The organism is Alkalibacterium sp. 20 (assembly GCF_001885615.1).
GTDB lineage: Bacteria > Bacillota > Bacilli > Lactobacillales > Carnobacteriaceae_A > Alkalibacterium.
Window position 1 is genome coordinate 1 of sequence record NZ_LSRN01000028.1, and the last position, 20106, is coordinate 20106.

15 protein-coding genes are annotated in these 20106 nt (G+C 43.2%); 11 read left to right on the forward strand and 4 right to left on the reverse strand.

From position 1 onward, the window contains the following. The first annotated feature begins 80 nt into the window (after nucleotides 1-80). The 7 genes from AX762_RS13235 (at nucleotide 81) to AX762_RS05430 (ending at nucleotide 8715) form a co-directional block, all read left to right on the forward strand. Nucleotides 81-305 (forward strand): hypothetical protein, encoded by a 225-nt coding sequence (locus AX762_RS13235; protein ID WP_305728181.1) that lies wholly within the window; start codon nucleotides 81-83, stop codon nucleotides 303-305. A 129-nt stretch (nucleotides 306-434) separates the two neighbouring features. Further along, nucleotides 435-1931, forward strand: coding sequence for a xylulokinase (xylB, locus tag AX762_RS05405; RefSeq protein ID WP_071848140.1), 1497 nt, complete (start codon nucleotides 435-437; stop codon nucleotides 1929-1931). Between the two features lie 363 nt (nucleotides 1932-2294). Beyond that, nucleotides 2295-4184, forward strand: coding sequence for a sialate O-acetylesterase (locus AX762_RS05410; protein ID WP_071848141.1), 1890 nt, complete (start codon nucleotides 2295-2297; stop codon nucleotides 4182-4184). A 555-nt stretch (nucleotides 4185-4739) separates the two neighbouring features. Beyond that, the gene (locus AX762_RS05415; protein ID WP_071848142.1) at nucleotides 4740-5795 is read left to right on the forward strand and encodes an NAD(P)/FAD-dependent oxidoreductase; all 1056 of its coding nucleotides are present in this window, start codon (nucleotides 4740-4742) and stop codon (nucleotides 5793-5795) included. Nucleotides 5796-5814: 19 nt separating this feature from the next. Continuing rightward, nucleotides 5815-6861, forward strand: a complete 1047-nt coding sequence (locus AX762_RS05420) for an ABC transporter substrate-binding protein (RefSeq protein ID WP_071848143.1) — start codon at nucleotides 5815-5817, stop codon at nucleotides 6859-6861. Between the two features lie 25 nt (nucleotides 6862-6886). Next, the gene (locus AX762_RS05425; protein WP_071848144.1) at nucleotides 6887-7954 is read left to right on the forward strand and encodes an iron ABC transporter permease; all 1068 of its coding nucleotides are present in this window, start codon (nucleotides 6887-6889) and stop codon (nucleotides 7952-7954) included. 2 nt (nucleotides 7955-7956) lie between these two features. Further along, nucleotides 7957-8715 carry an ABC transporter ATP-binding protein gene (locus tag AX762_RS05430; RefSeq protein WP_071848145.1) on the forward strand — a complete coding sequence of 253 codons (759 nt, stop codon included), beginning with the start codon at nucleotides 7957-7959 and terminating at the stop codon, nucleotides 8713-8715. Between the two features lie 170 nt (nucleotides 8716-8885). Here AX762_RS05430 and AX762_RS05435 read toward each other — a convergent pair whose 3' ends face one another. Then, nucleotides 8886-9110, reverse strand: a complete 225-nt coding sequence (locus AX762_RS05435) for a hypothetical protein (RefSeq protein WP_071848146.1) — start codon at nucleotides 9108-9110, stop codon at nucleotides 8886-8888. A 201-nt stretch (nucleotides 9111-9311) separates the two neighbouring features. On the opposite strand from AX762_RS05435, the gene xylA reads away from it, so the two are divergent. Further along, nucleotides 9312-10640, forward strand: a complete 1329-nt coding sequence (xylA, locus tag AX762_RS05440) for a xylose isomerase (protein WP_071848147.1) — start codon at nucleotides 9312-9314, stop codon at nucleotides 10638-10640. Between the two features lie 124 nt (nucleotides 10641-10764). On the opposite strand, the gene AX762_RS05445 is transcribed toward xylA, so the two are convergent. Both AX762_RS05445 and AX762_RS05450 read right to left on the reverse strand, forming a co-directional pair. After that, on the reverse strand, nucleotides 10765-12126 hold the full coding sequence (locus AX762_RS05445; protein ID WP_083432828.1) for an MATE family efflux transporter: 1362 nt from the start codon (nucleotides 12124-12126) through the stop codon (nucleotides 10765-10767). A gap of 818 nt (nucleotides 12127-12944) precedes the next feature. Beyond that, complete coding sequence (locus AX762_RS05450; protein ID WP_071848148.1) at nucleotides 12945-13586, reverse strand: pentapeptide repeat-containing protein; 642 nt, start codon at nucleotides 13584-13586, stop codon at nucleotides 12945-12947. A gap of 197 nt (nucleotides 13587-13783) precedes the next feature. On the opposite strand from AX762_RS05450, the gene AX762_RS05455 reads away from it, so the two are divergent. The 3 genes from AX762_RS05455 (at nucleotide 13784) to hflX (ending at nucleotide 19468) form a co-directional block, all read left to right on the forward strand. Continuing rightward, nucleotides 13784-17062 carry a DEAD/DEAH box helicase gene (locus AX762_RS05455; RefSeq protein WP_177244041.1) on the forward strand — a complete coding sequence of 1093 codons (3279 nt, stop codon included), beginning with the start codon at nucleotides 13784-13786 and terminating at the stop codon, nucleotides 17060-17062. Between the two features lie 234 nt (nucleotides 17063-17296). Beyond that, nucleotides 17297-18232 (forward strand): tRNA (adenosine(37)-N6)-dimethylallyltransferase MiaA, encoded by a 936-nt coding sequence (gene miaA / locus AX762_RS05460; protein ID WP_071848150.1) that lies wholly within the window; start codon nucleotides 17297-17299, stop codon nucleotides 18230-18232. After that, nucleotides 18233-19468, forward strand: a complete 1236-nt coding sequence (hflX, locus tag AX762_RS05465; RefSeq protein WP_071848151.1) for a GTPase HflX — start codon at nucleotides 18233-18235, stop codon at nucleotides 19466-19468. On the opposite strand, the gene AX762_RS12595 is transcribed toward hflX, so the two are convergent. Next, nucleotides 19448-19969: a hypothetical protein gene (locus AX762_RS12595; RefSeq protein ID WP_143139307.1), complete on the reverse strand. Its 522-nt coding sequence runs from the start codon at nucleotides 19967-19969 to the stop codon at nucleotides 19448-19450. The genes hflX and AX762_RS12595 overlap by 21 nt on opposite strands. Between the last annotated feature and the right edge of the window lie 137 nt (nucleotides 19970-20106).

The following is a 20106-nucleotide window of genomic DNA, read 5'->3' on the forward strand; positions in this document are numbered from 1 at the left end:
GTGTAGGTTGCATAACCCTTTTGAGAGTAAGAAAATCATTTTTTGTAAGTGGGAAACTAGTTTAACTTGTATAAAGTAAACTGTCTGATGAATATATCCAGGAATCTGGCTTCTTTACCGGAGCTTTTGTAGGCATAAGCTGTATCGATACAAGCGGCATGCATGTAGCAGCTGATTTCGATTACTTCCGATATGAAGAAGCAGAGGACACACGTGACCACTGGACTCAAGCACGGCACTGGAATAAAGACAAAACCAGTGGCGCCAGCAAACCCGCCTTAGGTCAGACCGGTACATCAAAATAAACACGATATAAACATAAGAAGGGGACCGACTACAAAAGGAAAGCCATCAACGCTAAGCAGATTGGAGCTTACCTGTTTAGGCCGTCTCCTTTTTATTACTTAAAAAATACAGAGAATGGACGTGTGACAATGAGTTATGTACTAGGTCTAGACTTAGGAACGGGTAGTTTGAAAGGGATTTTAGTCAATAAAGAAGGCAAAATCGTTGATGAAGCATCGGCTGATTATCCTTTACTGACACCTAAGCGGGGATACAGCGAACAGGATCCGAAAGAATGGTTCAGAGCAGCCAAAGAGGTCATGGCAGAAATATTCAAGTCAACTCTAGATGTCAAGGATAATTTGGAAGGGATCAGTTTTTCAGGACAGATGCATTCACTTGTCTTGCTGGATGAAAAAGATGACGTCCTGCGCAATGCCATTTTATGGAACGATGTGCGTACGACTGAGCAATGTGTCACGATCACCGAAAAAATTGATAACTTGATCGCTATCACTAAAAATAAAGCTTTGGAAGGATTCACCTTACCTAAACTGTTATGGGTCAAAGAAAACGAACCGGCTATCTGGGCCAAAGTGGCGACGTTCCTGTTACCAAAAGATTATTTAGGCTTTTGTTTAACGGGAAGCAAGCAGATGGAATACTCCGATGCAGCGGGCACGTTACTATTAGATGTGGAAGCACGTGAATGGAGCAAAGAGATCGCTGAGAAATTAGCTGTTCCATCATCACTCTTTCCACGTCTCATTCAGTCGCAGGATAAGATCGGTGACTTGGATGCTGACCTGGCAGAAGAACTGGGTCTTTTAAATAGTGTGCCGGTTTTTTCTGGCGGTGCGGATAACCCGTGTGCGGCAGTGGGAGCGGGGATCGTAAGACCAGATCAAGGTATGGCAAGTATCGGGACATCCGGGGTCTTCTTATCATATGAAGAAACAGGCGATAAAAACTATAACGGTCACCTGCATTACTTCAACCATGTCGTCCCGAATGCCTTCTATACCATGGGCGTGACCCTGGCTGCCGGAAATAGTTTGAGCTGGTTCAAACAAACCTTTGCACCGAACGAAAGTTTTGAAGAACTGCTAAAAGGTGTCAAGGACATCAAACCTGGATCTGACGGACTGCTCTTTGCGCCCTATATCTCAGGCGAACGCACACCGTATACAGACAGTAATATCCGAGGAACTTTCCTGGGTATGGATATTGCACACACACGCGACCATTTTGCTCGTGCTGTTCTGGAAGGTATCACTTTCTCACTGAGAGATTCATTTGAATTGATGAAAAAACATTCAAATAAAGATTTCAAACAAATCGTTTCAGTCGGTGGAGGCGCTAAAAATCCGGACTGGCTACAAATGCAGGCCGACATCTTCAATACACCGGTCGTCACGCTCGAAACAGAGCAGGGACCGGCCATGGGTTCTGCGATGATTGCTGCCGTTGGAGCCGGCTGGTTTGACTCCTTTGCAGACTGCTCAAAAGTGTTTGTCAATTACAAATCAGAAGTACAGCCAGACGCTGAAGCTGCTCTGCAATACGACAAAGTTTACGCCAATTACAAAGAGGTTTATCCGACGATCAAAGACCTTTCTCACAAATTAGTGACTGCTAACGACTAATGGATAAATACCGAAAAGAAGTTTGGGACAAAGTATTTTTATGAAAAGTAGCCGCGCTTTTGCTAGTTTTAATAGATAGATATAAATAAAGCCAGTTTTAAAACCTAATCGTTCAGGGTTTTGAGACTGTCTTTTTTTTTTGAGAATTTTGTCCCAGATGCTTGTCTCATTTAAAATGATATATCGAGAGTATCTGCGTGTAGGATGCTGAAAGGGCTACTATGATCAGTCTCTTGAGAGAATTGAAAAGTCTTTATGAAGAAGGCATAAGTGATAAGGGTGAAAGATGTTATCAAAAAAGAAGTGTTTCGATTATAATAATAAGTGAGGTGTTGAAAGTTCAAACGAAAAGAGGGAATGACGATGAACACAGACAAGACATTATGGTTACCGAGATATATCAGTAAAGGCATGATCGTGCAGCAAAACGATCCTTTTGTCGTCAGAGGAAAAGATGTAACTGGAACCCCATTAACTATCAGTTTTGATGAGGAAACAGTTGAAACGGCATCTGATGCTTCCGGTCTGTGGTCGGTAACCTTTCCACCCAGACAAGCGGGCGGGCCGTATACATTACATATAACAGGGACAAGTCAAAAAGTGATACGAGATATTTATGTCGGAGAAGTCTGGCTTTTGGGTGGGCAATCCAATATGGAATTATCCGTAAACCAGACTTATGATGAATTCAAGGAAGAAATTGATGCGGCAGATTATCCGTTGATTCGTCAGTTTCATCTGGAAATGGATCCTGTTTTTGACAAACCAAAAGAATGGCTGCATCAAGGGAACTGGAAAACAGCTACCCAAGAAAACATTCAGGATTTTTCATCTCTCGGTTTCTTTTATGCGAAACGGCTCTATGAAAAGTTAGACGTGCCCATCGGTATCTACCACACAGCTGTCGGAGGCACGCCGATTGAAGCGTGGATGAGTGAAGAGACACTGCATGAACAGGGTGGTTACGATGAAGAAATGGATTACTGGAGAGATCCGGAAAATGTCGAAAAAGAAATCCGGAAAGACTTCAAAATAAATCAAGAGTGGTATGAAGACCTTCACAACAATGACCGTGGGATACTGGACTCACCGAAATGGATGGCAGAGAACCTGGATACTTCAAACTGGTTACCGCTGGAACTGCCGGTCATGTTTAAAGACACAGCCTTAGCCGGTTTTTCAGGTATGGTGTGGTTTCGCAAAAAAATTGAAGTAACGGAAGAACAGCTTGGATCAGAACGGTGGAGACTGCGCCTGGGTTCACTGATCAACGGAGATGAAACGTATCTGAACGGTGAAAAAGTAGGCGCAACGTCTTACCGCTATCCGCCGCGCAAATACGACTTTGATAAAGAAAAGTTAAAGCTAGGGACCAACACTTTGGTCATCCGGTTAATGATCGATGCTGGGAATGGTGGCTTCATACCGGGATTTCCGTATCAGGTCGAATTAGAGGACGAAAGCATTCCGCTTGAAGGCGAGTGGTCATATCGGATCGGGTACCGGAAAGAACCGATCACACCGATGCTGTTTTTGCATTACAAACCAGCGGTATTATATAAAGGCATGTTGTCTCCGCTAAAAGATGTTGCCTTTAAAGGGGCACTCTTTTATCATGGTGAATCAAACGCCAAGCAACCAGCAGGTTATAAAGAATTGATGGTACGGATGGTTCAGGACTGGAGAGCTCTCTTTAAAAAAGACTTGCCGTTTTACTACGTGCAGCTGGCTAATTATGTCGATCCGGCTGTAGGCAGTGACAACAGGAAGTGGGCGGCATTGCGTCATGATCAGGATGGGGCCCGTTTTTTGATTGACAATGCCGAGATGATTCCGGCATATGACTGTGGACTTTCCAATGACCTGCATCCATACAATAAAAAAACACCCGCACTCAGACTGGCGCAAGTAGCATTAAACAGAGACTATGGCATTGGAGAGTCGTATACAAATTTGGAAATCAGAGACATCAGCAAGTCAAAAAAATCAGTCGCGCTGAAAGTGAAAGGGCTGCAAGGTGAGCTTGCTTTGACAGAAGAGATGCCTGAGATAGAAATTAAATCGGGCGGCAAGTGGCTGGCGATTGAAATTGCACAGATCGACAAGGCTGAGCTGCACTGCTTTATACCAAAAACGCTTGAGCCAGATGCGATAACAGACGTGCGGTATGCCTGGCGGAACGATCCGCGAGGGTACGTATTTGATACTAAAACGACCTTACCGTTGCTTCCATTTACGTTTCATTTAAAGTAACAAAGCCAGGTAAGGATGAGCGTCACTTTTTTCAAGAAAATAAAATAAACCGAGTGTCAGTCTGTAATCAGTCAGACTGGCACTCGGTTTATTTACCGTGTTGGGATTGAAACGAAAAAAGTAAACTGAATATCTAAAAAGACTGAAGAAACGGTTGGTGATATTCCAGGATATCTAAATAAAAAAAGTGAACACCATTCAAAAGTGAAGAGTTGAATGAGCAAATTCCGACATGAACTGCTTGGGTTTTTCAATCATATTTATCTATAAAACGTTATAGGAAATCCTCTCAATACGGATTCAGTTATTCAAAGGGTACCGTTAGAGATAATGGTTTCTTGAAGATTATCCACTCTTTTGTGAAAAAAATCTCATTACTATTTACTTTAGTCCTGATTCATCATATAATTGGTAATGAAAATCATTCTCAATTAAAATAAGCGAGTCGATTATAAAACTAATTACTATCGATCCAATCATTTGGATGTTTATAATGTTGATTAAAAGAGAGTATGTGTTAATAAAGTGGCGACGTGTTCTGGAAAGGAAGATACCATGGAAGTATATGACGTGACGATAATCGGTGGAGGACCGGCGGGGCTTTACAGTGCCTTTTACTCAGGACTACGCGCGATGAAGGTTCAGCTGATCGAGGCTCAGCCGTATCTGGGAGGTAAATTGAATCTGTATTCCGAAAAAATCGTCTGGGATGTCGGTGGGATCCCGCCGATGCCTGCTGGACAAGTCATCCAGCATCTGATCGATCAGGCGAAAACCTTCCAGCCGACGATCCGTACCGGCGAGAAAATCGACGGGATAACAAAAGAAACGGATGGGAATTTTCAGATACACACGACGAAAGGCAGCACCTACTTAACCAAAACACTCCTGTTGGCAATGGGTAACGGCATTCTGGACCCCATTCCTACACCTTTTTTCACCAACAATGGCGAACTTTTGAATAACGTGCATGTATCGGTGACTGATTTTGAAGCAATGAAGCATAAGCGAGTCTTTATTTCTGGCGGCGGCAATTCAGCTATCGACTGGGCGAATACCCTAGCACCGATCGCCAAAGAGGTCATTCTGGTGTATCGACAGGAAGAATTCAAAGGACATGAAGCGGAAGTGGAAAGAGTATTGAGTGGACCGGTGACGTGTATATTACAAGCCGATTTGATCAGTAAAAAACTCACTCCTAATGGTTCCAGTATCGAGACGATCACGCTTCAAGACAAAGAGACCAATAGAGAAGAAACACTTTCAGTGGATGAAGTGATCGTGTGTCATGGCTTTAACCGGAAAAATGAGTTGTTTGAGCAAAATGATGTCGGACTGGAAGTCTATGATGACTATTATGTAAAAGCTTCACCGCAGACGGAAACCGCAATTCCGGGGGTCTTTGCCTTAGGCGACGCTGCAAAATATCCAGGGAAAGTCCATTTGATAGCCGGAGCGTTTCATGATGCTGTCAATGCCGTTAATGCTGCCAAAACGTACATCGATCAACAGGCTAATGCAATGGGGACCGTCTCGACCTATGCCGATAAACTGAAACCAAAAGTGGCGACAGTCTGGGAACAATATGCAACCGAACAAAAAAATAAATAATATAATGGAGGAACAAAAAATGGACAAGATAAAAATGACGAAATACTTAGGACTCGTAACGGCTTCAGCCTTGTTGCTGGGCGCATGTGGGCAGACAGATTCTACAGAAGATCAGACAAATACAACAGATAATGAGGAGCCGACTGAACAAACAGAAGAAACAGCTTTTCCGTTGACACTGGACAATTACACCGTATCTTCAGAAGGTGCTGAATTCTCTGAAAAAGAAATAACCTACGAATCCCGTCCGGAATCGATCGTTGCCAATAACCAGGGAACAGCGGAATTACTGCTGCAACTTGGATTAGCTGATGACATCACGGGCGTAGCCGCATTATACGGTGCAGGCGATGAAGCAGTGGCTGAGGATTTCTCCAGTATACCGGTATTGGCAGAAGGCTATGTCGGGAAAGAATTGGTCGTTGGGGCTGATCCGGATATCGTCGTGGGACGAGGCCAGCTGTTTTCGAATGCAGAATGGGGAACGGGCACAGTAGAAGAATTGAATGAGCTGGATATTCAAACCTATATTCAAGCGACTTCAACGACTGGTGCAACCTTCGATGATCTGTATGCGGACATTGACAATTTAGGGGAATTATTTACAGTTGAAGAGAACGCACAAGAATTTTCAGATGATGTGCAGACACGCATGGACGCCCTTGTTGCGGGTGTACCTGAAGATCAAGAGCCGCTTGATTATGCCTACATCTTTGGGGCAGAAGGCACTAACGTGGATATTTACAGCGGGGCAGCAGACACTTACTTAAACGATGCATTGAGCTACATGGACTTGAACAATACCTTTGCAGACGCAGCGGGTGAAATCAGTGTTGAAGCGCTACTTGAAGCTGACCCGGATGTATTGTTAATGGTCAACTACACTGGCGGACGTGCGCCAGAAGATAGTATGGCTGATCTGAAAGCCAATGAGGCACTTTCCAGCTTGACAGCTATCCAGGAAGACCGTGTTTATACCATCGATTACAATCAATTCTGGAGCTACGGTTACCAGATTTTAACCGGAATGGAAAAACTCAGCACACAAGTGTATTCAACAAATTAATTCGTAGCCGGGAAGGAAGAAAGTGATGAACCGCATCGACAAACAACGCCAATTATTTTATATGAGTTTGCTCCTCTTTACCGTATTGATCATTCTATCGGTGGGGATTGGCGTCACGGTCGGACAAGTCGCGGTGCCTCTCACCGAATCTTTTCAGATACTGACTAAAAATCTGTCAGGCGGACTGATCGGCGATCTATCCAACCTGTCATCAGGCGCCTATGAGAATATCATCTGGCAAATCCGTTTTCCAAGAGTCCTTTTAGCTATGCTAACGGGGATGGGATTATCATTAGCCGGTGCAGTCATGCAGACAACGGTCCAAAACCCACTCGCAGATCCTTACATCTTAGGCATTTCGTCTGGCGCATCTCTGGGTGCGACCTTTGCCATAATGATTGGCTTTGGTGGAACCAGCTTACTCGCTCAGTTGGGTTTGTCTTTTTGGGCATTCCTGGGTGCGGTGACGGCTGCCTTTCTTGTCCTGCTTTTATCGAATGTAGGCGGACAAGTGAATTCCATCAAACTGGTTTTATCCGGAATGGTTTTGAACGCGCTGTTTACAGCATTTTCTAATTTCATTATTTATATAGCTAACGATGCGGAAGGGATTCGGTCGGTCACTTTCTGGATGATGGGGAGCTTAGCTGGAGCAAGCTGGTCCACACTACCCTTGACAGCCACCGTTGTCTTGATTTGTTTCCTGTTCTTTTTAACACAAGAACGTATTTTAAATATCATGCTGTTGGGTGATGAAGCAGCGATCTCGCTCGGGGTCAATTTGAGTTTTTACCGTAAACTGTATTTAGTCATCGCTTCGATCCTGACCGGTATTATTGTTGCAAACACCGGGATGATCGGCTTTGTCGGCTTGATCATCCCGCATATGATCCGTGGCATCGTCGGATCCAATCATCGATACTTTTTGCCGTTATCTGTCTTTTCAGGCTCCTTGTTCATGGTGTGGTCCGACATTCTGTCACGCATCATCCTGCCAACGGTCGAATTACCCATTGGTATCTTGACATCGCTGATCGGTGCACCGCTGTTCATTTATATTTTTGTTAAAAAAGGCTACGAGTTTGGAGGGTAACAATGAATTTAACTGTTGAAAATGTTTCGGTGTCTATTGCATCCCAGCAAATCATTCAAGATATTTCCCTGCATGTAAGTCAGAATCAATTTGTCGGTTTGATCGGACCGAACGGCTGCGGAAAATCAACGCTCTTGAAAAGCGTTTCGAAAATACTCGAACCCGACAGGGGGATCATTATGTTGGATGACGACAATGTTCAGGAACTTTCAAACAAACAGCTCGCAAAAAAAATGGGCGTGGTGGGACAGTTTAACCAAGTCAATTTTGACTTTTCCGTCCGCCAGATGTTGCTGCTTGGGCGATCACCGCACAAAGGGTTGATGGAAAGAGATAACGCTGTGGATCATGAGATCGTTGAAAAAGTCATTCGTCAAATGGACTTGGGTAAATTGGCGGATAGAAGTTTCCTGTCACTGTCCGGTGGGGAAAAACAGCGGGTGATTTTAGGCCGAACTTTGGTGCAGCAGCCTAAATTCCTGGTGTTGGATGAACCCACCAACCATTTAGATATCAAACACCAACTGAGTATTTTAAAAACAGTCAGTGCCCTGCCGATCGGTGTATTGGCCGCTTTACATGATTTGAATTTAGCTTCACGCTTTACGGATTATTTGTATGCTATGAAAGACGGAAGGATAATTAAAGAAGGTACGCCTGAAGAAGTTTTAACGGAAGCGGTCATCAAAGAACTTTATGAAGTTGATTGTCGCACCTATACTAATCCTATTTTAGGAAAACAGACCATTGAATTTCTATAGTAAAGTAGAAAAGAGAAGCCGGTTCAAAACTCAGTGTCAAGAGTTGCGTGCACTTCTTTAGAATAGAACAGAAAAATTACAGCATTGAGTGGTTAACGTTAAGCTCAGGCACACTAAAAAAGCCGTCCCCGTTTATATTTAACGGGGACGGCTTTTTTAGCTATCAGTATTTAATTATCTTTAGTGTCGCTGGTTTCTTCTTTCGCTTTTTTTAATGCGTCTACTTTATCTAAATTAAACGGTTTTTTATCCTCAGGCGCAGTGTCCTGTTCTTTTTCAGTTTCGGTTTTTTCTACTTCATCTTCAGCTTTAGGTAGGCCGCCTTTAACATTTTTATATGCTGCAGCATCCACCGGAAGATTAGGGTTTCTAGCTGAATAAGGTTGATCGTTCATATTTAAAAACTCCTTTCTTTTATCTAGTGAAATTATAACACAGTCAATTACAGAGCGCTTCCAATATGATTGTGAGAGTATTTTCATGCAACTAATCGAAATAATTCCCACAAGCAGTTGACACCGTTTCCATAATACGTTATAGTTTGTTAGTAAGTTAAACCAACTAACGATTTCAGTAAACGAAAGGAGATAATATAAATGGCATATTTTGATAATGTAAGTAAAATTAAATACGCTGGTGCTCAATCAAAGGATCCATTGGCCTTTAAATTTTACAACCCTGAAGAACAAATCAACGGTAAATCTATGGAGGAGCATATGCGTTTCGGCGTTGCTTACTGGCATACGTTTACGGCAGATTTAAACGATCCATTTGGTGTTGGCACAGCACAACGTCCTTGGGATAAATATTCTGATCCAATGGAAAAAGCAAAAGCGCGTGTTGAAGCGTCATTTGAATTTTTTGAAAAATTAGGGGTTCCTTATTTCTGCTTCCACGACCATGATATCGCTCCTGAAGGCAAAAACTTGAAAGAAACATTTGAGAACCAGGACATTATCGTGGATATGATCGAAGATTACATGAAAGACAGCAAAGTGAAATTACTTTGGAACACAGTCAATAACTTTTCCAATCCGATGTTCGTTCACGGGGCGTCAACTTCAAACAATGCGGACGTATTTGCCTACTCAGCTGCCAAAGTTAAAAAAGGTTTGGAAGTCGGTAAACGTTTAGGTGCAGAGAGTTACGTATTCTGGGGTGGACGTGAAGGGTATGAAAGCTTACTTAATACCAATATGGGTCTTGAACTGGACAACCTGGCACGTTTCTTCCATATGGCAAACGACTATGCGAAAGAAATCGGTTTCGATGCTCAATTCCTGATCGAACCTAAACCAAAAGAACCAACCACACATCAATACGATTATGACGTGGCTCATGGTTTTGCATTCTTACAAAAATACGGTTTGCAGGATGTCTTTAAATTCAACATCGAAGCAAACCACGCAACACTTGCCGGACACACTTTCGAACATGAATTAAATTACGCACGTATCAATGGCATGCTGGGATCTGTGGATGCCAACCAGGGTCACCCACACTTAGGATGGGACACAGACGAATTCCCATCAGACTTATATTCGACAACCTTGGCAATGTATGAGATCTTGAAAAATGGCGGCTTGAAAAGCGGTGGATTAAACTTTGATGCTAAAGTTCGTCGTACGTCATTCAAACCTGAAGATCTATTCAAAGCGCACATCGTAGGTATGGATAGCTTTGCTATCGGTGCTAAAGTGGCTCAACGCCTAATCGATGATAAAGCACTGGATTCTATCGTCGACAAACGTTACAGCTCTTACAACCAGGGAATAGGTAAAGACATCGTTGAGGGCAATATCAACTTCAAGCAATTACAAGACTATGCTTTCGGAATCGATAAGATCGAAAATGAATCTGGAAATATTGAAGTGATCAAATCTATCTTGAACCAATATATCGTCACAACGCTTGCACAAGTGTAATAAGGTAAATAAAAACTGCAGGAAATCAGCTCAAATCTGACTTCCTGCAGTTTTTTTATTGGTTAGAGTGCTGGTATAAGAAAAGGGCTATGACAGCTGTCACAGCCCTTTAGATATTTGGATGTTAATGTGATAAAACCAGTGACTTTCCTATCCACCGCTTGTTCTTCCATCTTAGGTACATCAAACTTGCTCGGATCCATTCATCTATGATCATCGCCATCCAGATGCCGGGTAAACCGAGTCCCAGATGAATACTGAACAGATAGCCAAGCGGCACCAGGACTCCCCACATGACTGTGATACCGATCATAACTGGAAACTTGGCATCTCCAGCGGCTCTCAAGGCGCTTATGATGACTAGATTCCCCGTTCGTGCCGGTTGAATGATTAATTCCATGATTAGGATCACAGAACCTAAAGCAACGATATTCGGATTGGAACTGAATAAACTGAATATTTGTGTGCCAAATACGGCGAAAAAACTGCCGATAATAAGTGTGATAACAAGGGCGACTTTAAGACCCGCCAACATATAGTGGTAGGCATCTTCCTGTTTTTGTGCACCGACAAGTTGTCCGATAAAGATTTGCATCCCTTTAGTTATGGCCAGTGAGAAGACCGTCAGTACCGACATGAAACTAAAAATATAAACACGAGTAGCTAATGCAGTTGCGCCGAGCGTAGTGATCATTACAGTCAATGCGATTTGACTCATATTATATGATAACTGTTCGCCGGCAGAAGGGATACCGATCCCTAATATTTTATCGGCAAACTCTTTTTCCATTTTAAAAAAAGATTTAAATGAGATGGCTACAGGGGAGCATTTGAATAATATAACCAACATGCCCAGCATCACGACGATTCTGACAGCAGCCGTTGAGATGGCAACACCCGTCACGCCAAGTTCCGGGAAGCCAAGAGCTCCAAAGATAAAGACGTAATTACCAAAGACATTGAGGACATTCATGATAAGGACAGACTTCATGACGTCTTTCGTATAGCCCATGGCTTGTAGTATAGAAGAGATCGTCAAAATCATTGCTTGAGCAAATAATGCAAAACCGACGATCGCTATATAGTTGTTCGCGTGCGCAAGTAAATTTGCTTCCAATGAAAACAAATTGATCAGAAAGGCTCTGTTAAAACCGACAAACAAACTCACGCATAAGCCAAACAAAAAGTTGATCGTTAAGGCCGTAGTGATCGTCTTCTTCACCGAGTCGAGCTTTTTCGCTCCGACATATTGTGAGACAACGACACCCGCACCCATCGCAGTAAAGTTAAAGAGCACGAACATAAACGTCATCAACTGATTGACCACACCGACCGCAGCCACAGCTTCATCGGATACGAAACTCAACATAAAGACATCCGTCAGTTTCATCAGCATCTGTAAAAAGACTTCGATAAAAATTGGCCATGTAATTAAGAATAAATATTTTTTTGCACTTGCTTTATTTTGTACCATTTGAATTTCCATTAAAATCATCCTTTGTTTAACTAAATATGTCAATAATATTACTGACACATCAATGAAGTAGCAATGGCTTTATTCTTATAACACGAATATTGTCTACATAAATACAAAGTAAGCGTTTTACTAAAAAGAGAAGCTGAATAAAGTTTCTGTAAATATCAAAACTAACTAATAAGTCAGAAAGAAAAGACGAGCCTAAGTAAAAAGAAAGGAGACTCGTCTTTTCTATTCCATTATAAAAAATTGAGAGGACCATACTCGCCATTCGGGCGAGTATGACCCACATAAAAATCAATTGAATTTGTTTGGCAGTGATGACTTGGTTTTTTGTTGAGATCAAATATGGATACACTCAAAGTGCAATCTAGTCTGAGTGTGACATATTATAGGCAAAAAGCAGACTCGGAGAAAATCACTTGGCGAGTTCGTCATTTCGTTGAAGGCATGACCAACTCAGTCGAAATAAAAGAGTGAGTTCGTCATTCAAACGAGAGGATGACAGACTCAAAAAATAAAAAGTAGTGAGCTGGTCATTTCCAGGCTGAGATGACCAACTCAGTCAATATAAAAAAATGAGTTCGTCATTTTGATGCGAAAATGGCAAACTCAGATGAACTATAAGCGCGACTTGGTCATTTCAATGCGGAAATGACCAAGTCGGAATTTTTTCTACGACGAGTCTGTCATTTCAGTACAAAAATGACAGACTCGAAAAATAGTCAACGCTGAGCTGGTCACACGGACCGGAAAATGACCGACTCGAACTAAACGAGCCGGTGAGTTTGACGTTCCACCAAAACAAAGTAGTATTCACTCAACGTTTATACGTCTCTGATCTCCAACCCAAGCAAATCGAGAAAATCCAGTGATTGCGACTGACTTACGATCGCTCCTTTTAAAGCGTCCAATTCGACAGAGAGTGAATCGAAGGTGGAGGTACTGATATCGATTCCCTTCAAAGAGGTACGCGAAAACCGAGACCCGTTCAGAAGACATGATTTGAAAAGAATGTCTGTCCACTTTGTTTCTAAAAAGTCGGCTTCATTCAGTTTGGAGTGAACGAATTCGCACATTTTCAAACTGCTGAACCCAAACGTACTTAAGTCCATCACACAGTCTTCAAAAAGGACGTGTTCCAGCTTCGAATCATTGAAAAGGCTGCCGTTCAAGCGGCACTCCTTGAAGGTTACTTTTTTGAAGATAGCATGAGAGAACACCGCATTTACGAATTCACACTTTTCAAAAATGACATCTCGGAAATACCCTTCTTCAAGGTTGATGGATTCGAACTGCACGTTGATAAATCGGACCGTTTTGAATTCCAGTCGTTTTATTTCATATAAGGGCACCACACAATTGCTGATTTCGACGTATTCGACATACGGTTCATCTACATCAAAGCTTTCATCAAATGTCTGGTTATCTAAATGTTTCGGTACCTGAGGCTCCACGCGTTTTTTCATATAACACCGCTCCTTTGATTCAAATTATAGCACGACCGACGTATTTAATTGAAAGAATATGGAAAGAATTATCAAATTAGGCTAAATCTTTGTTATAATGGACAGATGAACTTTTAATACCTATGTGAGCAATTAGAACGATGTATATAAAAAAAAGTTTTAGAAAAAATTACGGTTTAAAGGATGGACATAACCTTATGAAAAAACAAACCTTTCCAGAAATGACTCTGACGAGTTTAGCTAGCAATTATCCGACTTTTTTACAGGGTAAAGAGCTTTATAAAAAAGGCAAAGCTACCAATATAAAAGTGGATGAAAGTAACAATACTATTCAATTTTCGGTCGAAGACAAGCAGGTCGAGACCGTACATCTTCGTTTTTATCCGAATGGTGTGGCACGTAAATATCATTGTACGTGTAAGTCTTTCGAGAAGAATACCGGCGCGTGCAGACATGTGATGGCAGCGATGATGCGCCTGAATGAATTGGATGCGAACGACCTGGAGGGCGAATCCAATTCGGCGAAAAACGGCTCTCCGGCTTCCATGTTTTCATACAAAAAGAGCGAAAAAGCCATCAATGCACTGATTCACTATTCTAAAAAAGAGATCTCGCGTCAAACCGATATCTTGTACAAAGAACCGGTTTACGTCGAGTATATGTTGAACATCAGCGGGACGAAAATCAACCCTGTCTATGACTTGTACTTTAAAATGGGTAAGGACTATTTGTATGTCATCAAAAACAGTTCCCAGCTCATTGATGATATCGTCAATGAAGAAGAAATCGTTTTTGGCAAGAACTTCACGTTCAACACCGATGATTATGCACTCATGCCTGAGGACAGAAAAGTGTTTGATTATTTAAGTGATATTCAGACTGTGATCAAGTCTGTGCTTCCCATGGGTTATGAGAACCAATTTTTAAATAAAGACAGTTTTACTTTGCCACCGTCATATATCAAAGGCTTATTGCGGTTGCTCGATAAAACCATGGGCGCTTTTGTAAGGTTTGGTCGTCCACCGAGACAGTTGTCTCAAGCCGACAGAGGCGAAGCGCTGATCATTGAAGAGGATCTTTCCCAACTTAATTTGTCATTCAGCATCAATAAAATAGAGCATTTGTTTCATTTCACGTTGAGCGATTCTACCACAAACATTCAAGGTTTAACGTTTCATGATCAAGCAAAAATGATCGAATATAAAGAAGCATTTTACTTCTTTGAGTCTCCACATTACGAACTGATCAAACAGATCATTGAGGGATTGAAAGAATCAGGGTCAGATACCTTGGTCATGCGCAGGCAGGAGCTGGAAACGTTCCTGTCGGTTACACTGAGTCAGCTTAAACAAATCGTGGATGTGTCGATGGATGAAGAGGTAAAAGCGTTACTTTACCAGGCACCATTTGAAGCCCAGCTTTATATGGATACCAAAGACGATAATCTGCTTGTCAGACCCGTCTTTTCTTATGGGAACGTCACAATCTATCCCCTTGAAGAAACCGTGTCAGACAGCGAAGCCTCTATTGTAGTCAGAGAATGGGCGGAAGAATCGAAAGTGCTGAGCATGCTTTTTGAAGAGATCCCACTTCCGGCACGTAAAGGGGACATGTGGGAGTTGACGCACACGGACACCATCAGCAATTTCCTGTATGATGCCTTGCCTGCGTTAGCGGACCATATGGAAATTTTCTTGTCCCAGCCGGCACGCAGCCTACTTTACAGTCCGTCACGTCAACCGAAGATCACGATGGAAATGCGCGAGTCGTCAAACCTCTTAGATATTTCGTTTGATACGGAAGATATTTCCACCGAGGAACTGAGAGAATTGCTGAAAGAATTAGAGAAAAATCAATCCTACTACCGTTTATCAAGTGGTCAGATCGTGAATTTGAAGGATCCGGCCTTCCAAGCGATGCGTCGGGCCAAAAACTCATTGGATCTTGACGATGATGAAATCGACAAGGACATGACGGTGTCTGTTTTTCAGGGGCTATCTGCTTTGGAAGAAGACACGATTCAAAAAGGGAAACGATTCAAGGATCTAGTGAAACAGCTTCTAACGCCTGAAGAATTGACCTTTGAACTGCCGAAAAAACTGGAAGCGGATATGAGACCTTATCAAGTTACCGGGTATAAATGGTTGAGAAGCTTGAATCATTATGGTTTCGGCGGCGTCCTAGCCGATGATATGGGACTGGGAAAAACCGTTCAAACGATCGCGTTTATTCAGTCGAAAATCGAAACGGAAGAGGGCAGATATCTGATCATCTGTCCGTCCAGTGTCTTGTTCAACTGGCAGCGTGAATGGGAAAAATTCGTTCCAGATACAGAGACCATCATTATTTCCGGCAGCAAGGAAGAGCGCCAAGCCCTTAGGCAGGAAGCAATCGAAAAGGATATCTCGGTCTGGATCACCAGTTACCCACTCATTCAGCGCGATTCTGATCTATATGATGAGGATGTCTTTAAGACCATCGTTCTCGATGAATCGCAGAATGTGAAAAACAGTGCAGCCAAAACTACCAAAGCGGTGAAACAGTTGAAGGCGGAAACCAAGATCGCCTTGTCCGGAACACCGATCGAAAATCACCTTGGAGAATTGTGGTCACTCTTTTCCATCGTTCAGCCCGGCTTGTTTAGAAACAAAAAAGACTTCCAGGCGATGGAACAGGAACGTATTGCAGCTAAGATCAAACCGTTCATCTTGAGACGACTCAAAAAAGATGTGCTGCATGACTTGCCTGAAAAAACAGAGACGACGGAATATATCGAACTTTCTGAAGGGCAGAAACGCTTGTATCAAACCCAGCGTGCGGCGATCAAACAGGAACTCAAAGAACTGGTCGATTCCGATACGCTGCGTTCCAACCGCATCAGAGTGCTGGCCGGCATGACCCGGTTACGTCAAATCTGTTGTGATCCAAAACTCATCTTACCTGATTATGAAGGAACCTCTTCCAAACTTGAACGTTTGATGGAGTATTTGGAAGAAGCCAGAGAAAACGGAAAACGCGTGGTGCTGTTTTCACAATTTACATCCATGCTCAAGATCATCCGTGAGCGCCTCGATGCGATAGATGTGGATTACCACTATCTGGATGGTCAAACCAAGAATGAAAACCGTCTGGAACTGACGACACGATTCAACACGGGCGAAAAAGACTTGTTCCTCATTTCTCTCAAAGCCGGTGGCACAGGTCTTAACCTGACGGGTGGAGACACCGTGATACTCTTTGACTCATGGTGGAACCCGGCGATCGAAGACCAGGCCGCTGACCGCGTGCACCGCTTCGGACAGAAAAAATCCGTTCAGATCACGCGTTTCATTACGACGGGAACGATCGAAGAACGCATCAATGACTTGCAGGAGAAAAAACGCGAACTCATCGATTCGGTCATTACGAAAGGAAACAAAGAATCCGTCACCACTCTTTCCACTGAAGAAATACTGGAACTCCTTTACGAAGATTAAGGGAGCCAACCAGCTGTCGGTCTTTTGAAATGTCAGACTTTGACACTAGCAAACGCCGCCGATGGTTTTGGGGATGTTTTTAAAGATCAAATTATAAATATGAACTGCTTCATTCGTTTGAGTAAGAAACTTAAACGAATGGAGCAGTTTTTCTGTAGTATAAGGATACATCTTTTATTCCGCCGGTCAGTCTGTGCTATACTAATTAGAAGAGTCTATAGGTGGAGGAATAACGTGAAGGAAAAAATAATAGTCATTGTAGGACCTACAGCTGTAGGGAAAACGCAGTTAGGGATCGAGTTGGCTCAAACCGTTAACGGTGAGGTCATCAACGGCGATTCCATGCAGGTATATAAAGGGCTGGATATCGGAACAGCCAAGGTCACTCAAGAAGAAACCAGAGGCGTGCCGCATCATTTGATCGATATCAAGTCACCGGATGAGCCGTATACCGTCTCTGATTTTAAAAAGGACGCGTCCGGAAAAATAAGCGAGTTGATTTCAAAAGGAACCGTGCCGATCGTTGTTGGGGGAACCGGGTTGTATATCGAATCTCTCCTTTTCAATGTCAGTCATGGCGGAACTGCAGAACCTGACCCAGCTTTTCGGGAAGAAATGGAGAGTTTTGCCCATGAAAACGGACGCGAAGCGCTGCATCAGCTGCTCGAAGAAAAAGATCCGGTAGCTGCCGCAAACATCCATCAAAACAATGTCAGACGCGTGATCCGAGCCCTTGAAGTGATCCATGAAACCGGTCAGAAATTTTCCGACTATCAAAACGAACGGGAAAAAGAACCGGTTTATGATGCTTTTGTGATCGGATTGAATACCGATCGGGAAGTGTTATACGAACGCATCAATAAGCGGGTCGGTCTCATGCTTGAACAAGGTCTGCTCGAAGAAGTGAAGTGGCTGTATGCCAATTTCCCCGGAGACGTGCAGAGTAAAAAAGGCATCGGTTATAAAGAATTCAGTCCTTATTTAGACGGTCGAGAGTCATTGGAAGAAGTGGTGCAGAAAGTGAAGCAGCATTCACGCAACTATGCCAAACGGCAACTCACATGGTTCAGAAATCGATTCACGGTACATACGTGGGCCGATCTGGTCACAGATCCAACTAATATAGAAGCAGTAAAACAAAACGTAAATAATTTTATAGAGGGTGATTAAATGGTTAAGGAAAAAGAATATGAAAAAGTCATCATTGTCGGTATCGAAGGTCAACACGAAGAGCAAGTCTTTATTTATTCAATCGATGAACTCGAACAACTGGTTGAAAACGCTGGGGGAAAAGTGGTCGCCAGACTTTCACAAAAACGAGACCGCCCAGACCATAAGACGTTTATTGGTAAAGGAAAGATGGATGAACTCAATAGCCTGGTTGAAGAACTGGGTGCTCAAACCGTGGTCTTTAACCATGAACTTTCTCCGAGTCACATGCGTAACATTCAGGAAACGATCGATGCGAAAGTCATTGACCGTATCCAAGTGATCCTGGATATCTTCGCCTTGCGTGCCAAAAGTAAAGAAGGCCAACTCCAGGTGGAACTAGCCCAATTATCTTATATCTTACCGAGACTGGCCGGTCAGGGTGTAAACATGTCACGACTCGGTGCCGGTATCGGGACACGTGGACCGGGTGAATCGAAACTGGAGACCGATCGCCGTCACATCCAAAGTCAGATGACGGATATCAAAAGAGAGCTCAAGAAAATTTCGGCACATCGAAAACGTAGTCGCGAACAGCGCAAGGAAAGTAATGTCTTCCAAATCGGTTTGATCGGGTACACCAATACTGGGAAATCGACCCTACTGAACAAGCTGACTGATGCAGAGACCTATGAAAAAGATCAGTTGTTTGCAACGCTGGACCCGTTGACGCGGAAATTTGAACTACCGTCCGGGATGCAGGTGACCATGACTGATACGGTTGGTTTTATTCAGGACCTGCCGACGCAACTGATCGAAGCGTTCAAGTCAACTTTGGAAGAGTCAATGGACGTCGATTTACTCCTGCACGTCATTGATGCCTCGGCCGACAACTTGATCATGCAGGAACAAACCGTCTTGTCTTTGCTCCACGAATTGGATATGGAAGAAATCCCAACGTTGAACGTCTACAACAAGAAAGATTTAGTGGACGGACCCGTTAAGTCAACGCTTTATCCGAATATTACCGTTTCGGCGTATGACAGTGAAGATATGGAAGCTTTGAAAGAACGAGTGGAAACGGAAATGAAAAAAATCATGAAACCGTACCGCATGGAAATAGAGAGTCACCGTGGCGATCTGCTCGTCGAACTGAGACAGCAGACACTCCTGCAACGTCAGCTGTATGACGATGATAAACAAGTCTATTTTGTGGAAGGCTATGCCAAACCTGATTCAAAATGGCTCACTAAATAAATATAACCCGGAAGAAACGATTATTTTCGTTTCTTCCGGGTTTTTCTGTTTGATAGATGGAAAAAGATTTTTAATGGTACAAAGGAGGTCCTGATTAGGCATACTCAGGCGGAAAACGGTTTGAGTGGTACCAACGAGCCTCTCGTTCGGCATACTCAGACGGAAAAGAGTTTGAGTGGTACGAATGAGCAGCATCTTCGGCATACTCAGGCGGGAAACAGTTTGAGTGGTACGAACGAGCCTCTCGTTCGGCATACTCAGACGGAAAACGATTTGAGTAGTACGAACGAGCCTCTCGTTCGGCATACTCAGGCGGAAAAAGATTTGAGTGGTACGAACGAGCCTCTCGTTCGGCATACTCAGGCGGGAAAGAGTTTGAGTGGTACCAACGAGCCTCTCGTTCGGCATACTCAGGCAGGAAATGGTTTGAGTGGTACGAACGAGCACCACATTCGGCATACTCAGGCGGAAAACGATTTGAGTGGTACCAACGAGCACCACATTCGGCATACCCAGACGGAAAAAGATTTGAGTAATACCAAAAAGGTCCTGATTAGGCGTTCACGCCTAATCATTCATCTTTAGCAGTGGCAAGGGAGCAGGAACATGATACATGTGATGAAAAAGAAAGTCTCTGG

Bases quoted from the DNA above. Each gene is read 5' to 3' on its own strand.
- AX762_RS05410 (WP_071848141.1), top strand. From the start codon at position 2,295: ATGAACACAGACAAGACATTATGGTTACCGAGATATATCAGTAAAGGC.
- AX762_RS05420 (WP_071848143.1), top strand. From the start codon at position 5,815: ATGGACAAGATAAAAATGACGAAATACTTAGGACTCGTAACGGCTTCA.
- hflX (WP_071848151.1), top strand. From the start codon at position 18,233: ATGGTTAAGGAAAAAGAATATGAAAAAGTCATCATTGTCGGTATCGAA.
- AX762_RS05455 (WP_177244041.1), top strand. From the start codon at position 13,784: ATGAAAAAACAAACCTTTCCAGAAATGACTCTGACGAGTTTAGCTAGC.
- xylA (WP_071848147.1), top strand. From the start codon at position 9,312: ATGGCATATTTTGATAATGTAAGTAAAATTAAATACGCTGGTGCTCAA.
- AX762_RS05415 (WP_071848142.1), top strand. From the start codon at position 4,740: ATGGAAGTATATGACGTGACGATAATCGGTGGAGGACCGGCGGGGCTT.
- AX762_RS05425 (WP_071848144.1), top strand. From the start codon at position 6,887: ATGAACCGCATCGACAAACAACGCCAATTATTTTATATGAGTTTGCTC.
- AX762_RS05450 (WP_071848148.1), bottom strand. From the start codon at position 13,586: ATGAAAAAACGCGTGGAGCCTCAGGTACCGAAACATTTAGATAACCAG.
- AX762_RS05435 (WP_071848146.1), bottom strand. From the start codon at position 9,110: ATGAACGATCAACCTTATTCAGCTAGAAACCCTAATCTTCCGGTGGAT.
- xylB (WP_071848140.1), top strand. From the start codon at position 435: ATGAGTTATGTACTAGGTCTAGACTTAGGAACGGGTAGTTTGAAAGGG.
- AX762_RS05445 (WP_083432828.1), bottom strand. From the start codon at position 12,126: ATGGAAATTCAAATGGTACAAAATAAAGCAAGTGCAAAAAAATATTTA.
- AX762_RS05430 (WP_071848145.1), top strand. From the start codon at position 7,957: ATGAATTTAACTGTTGAAAATGTTTCGGTGTCTATTGCATCCCAGCAA.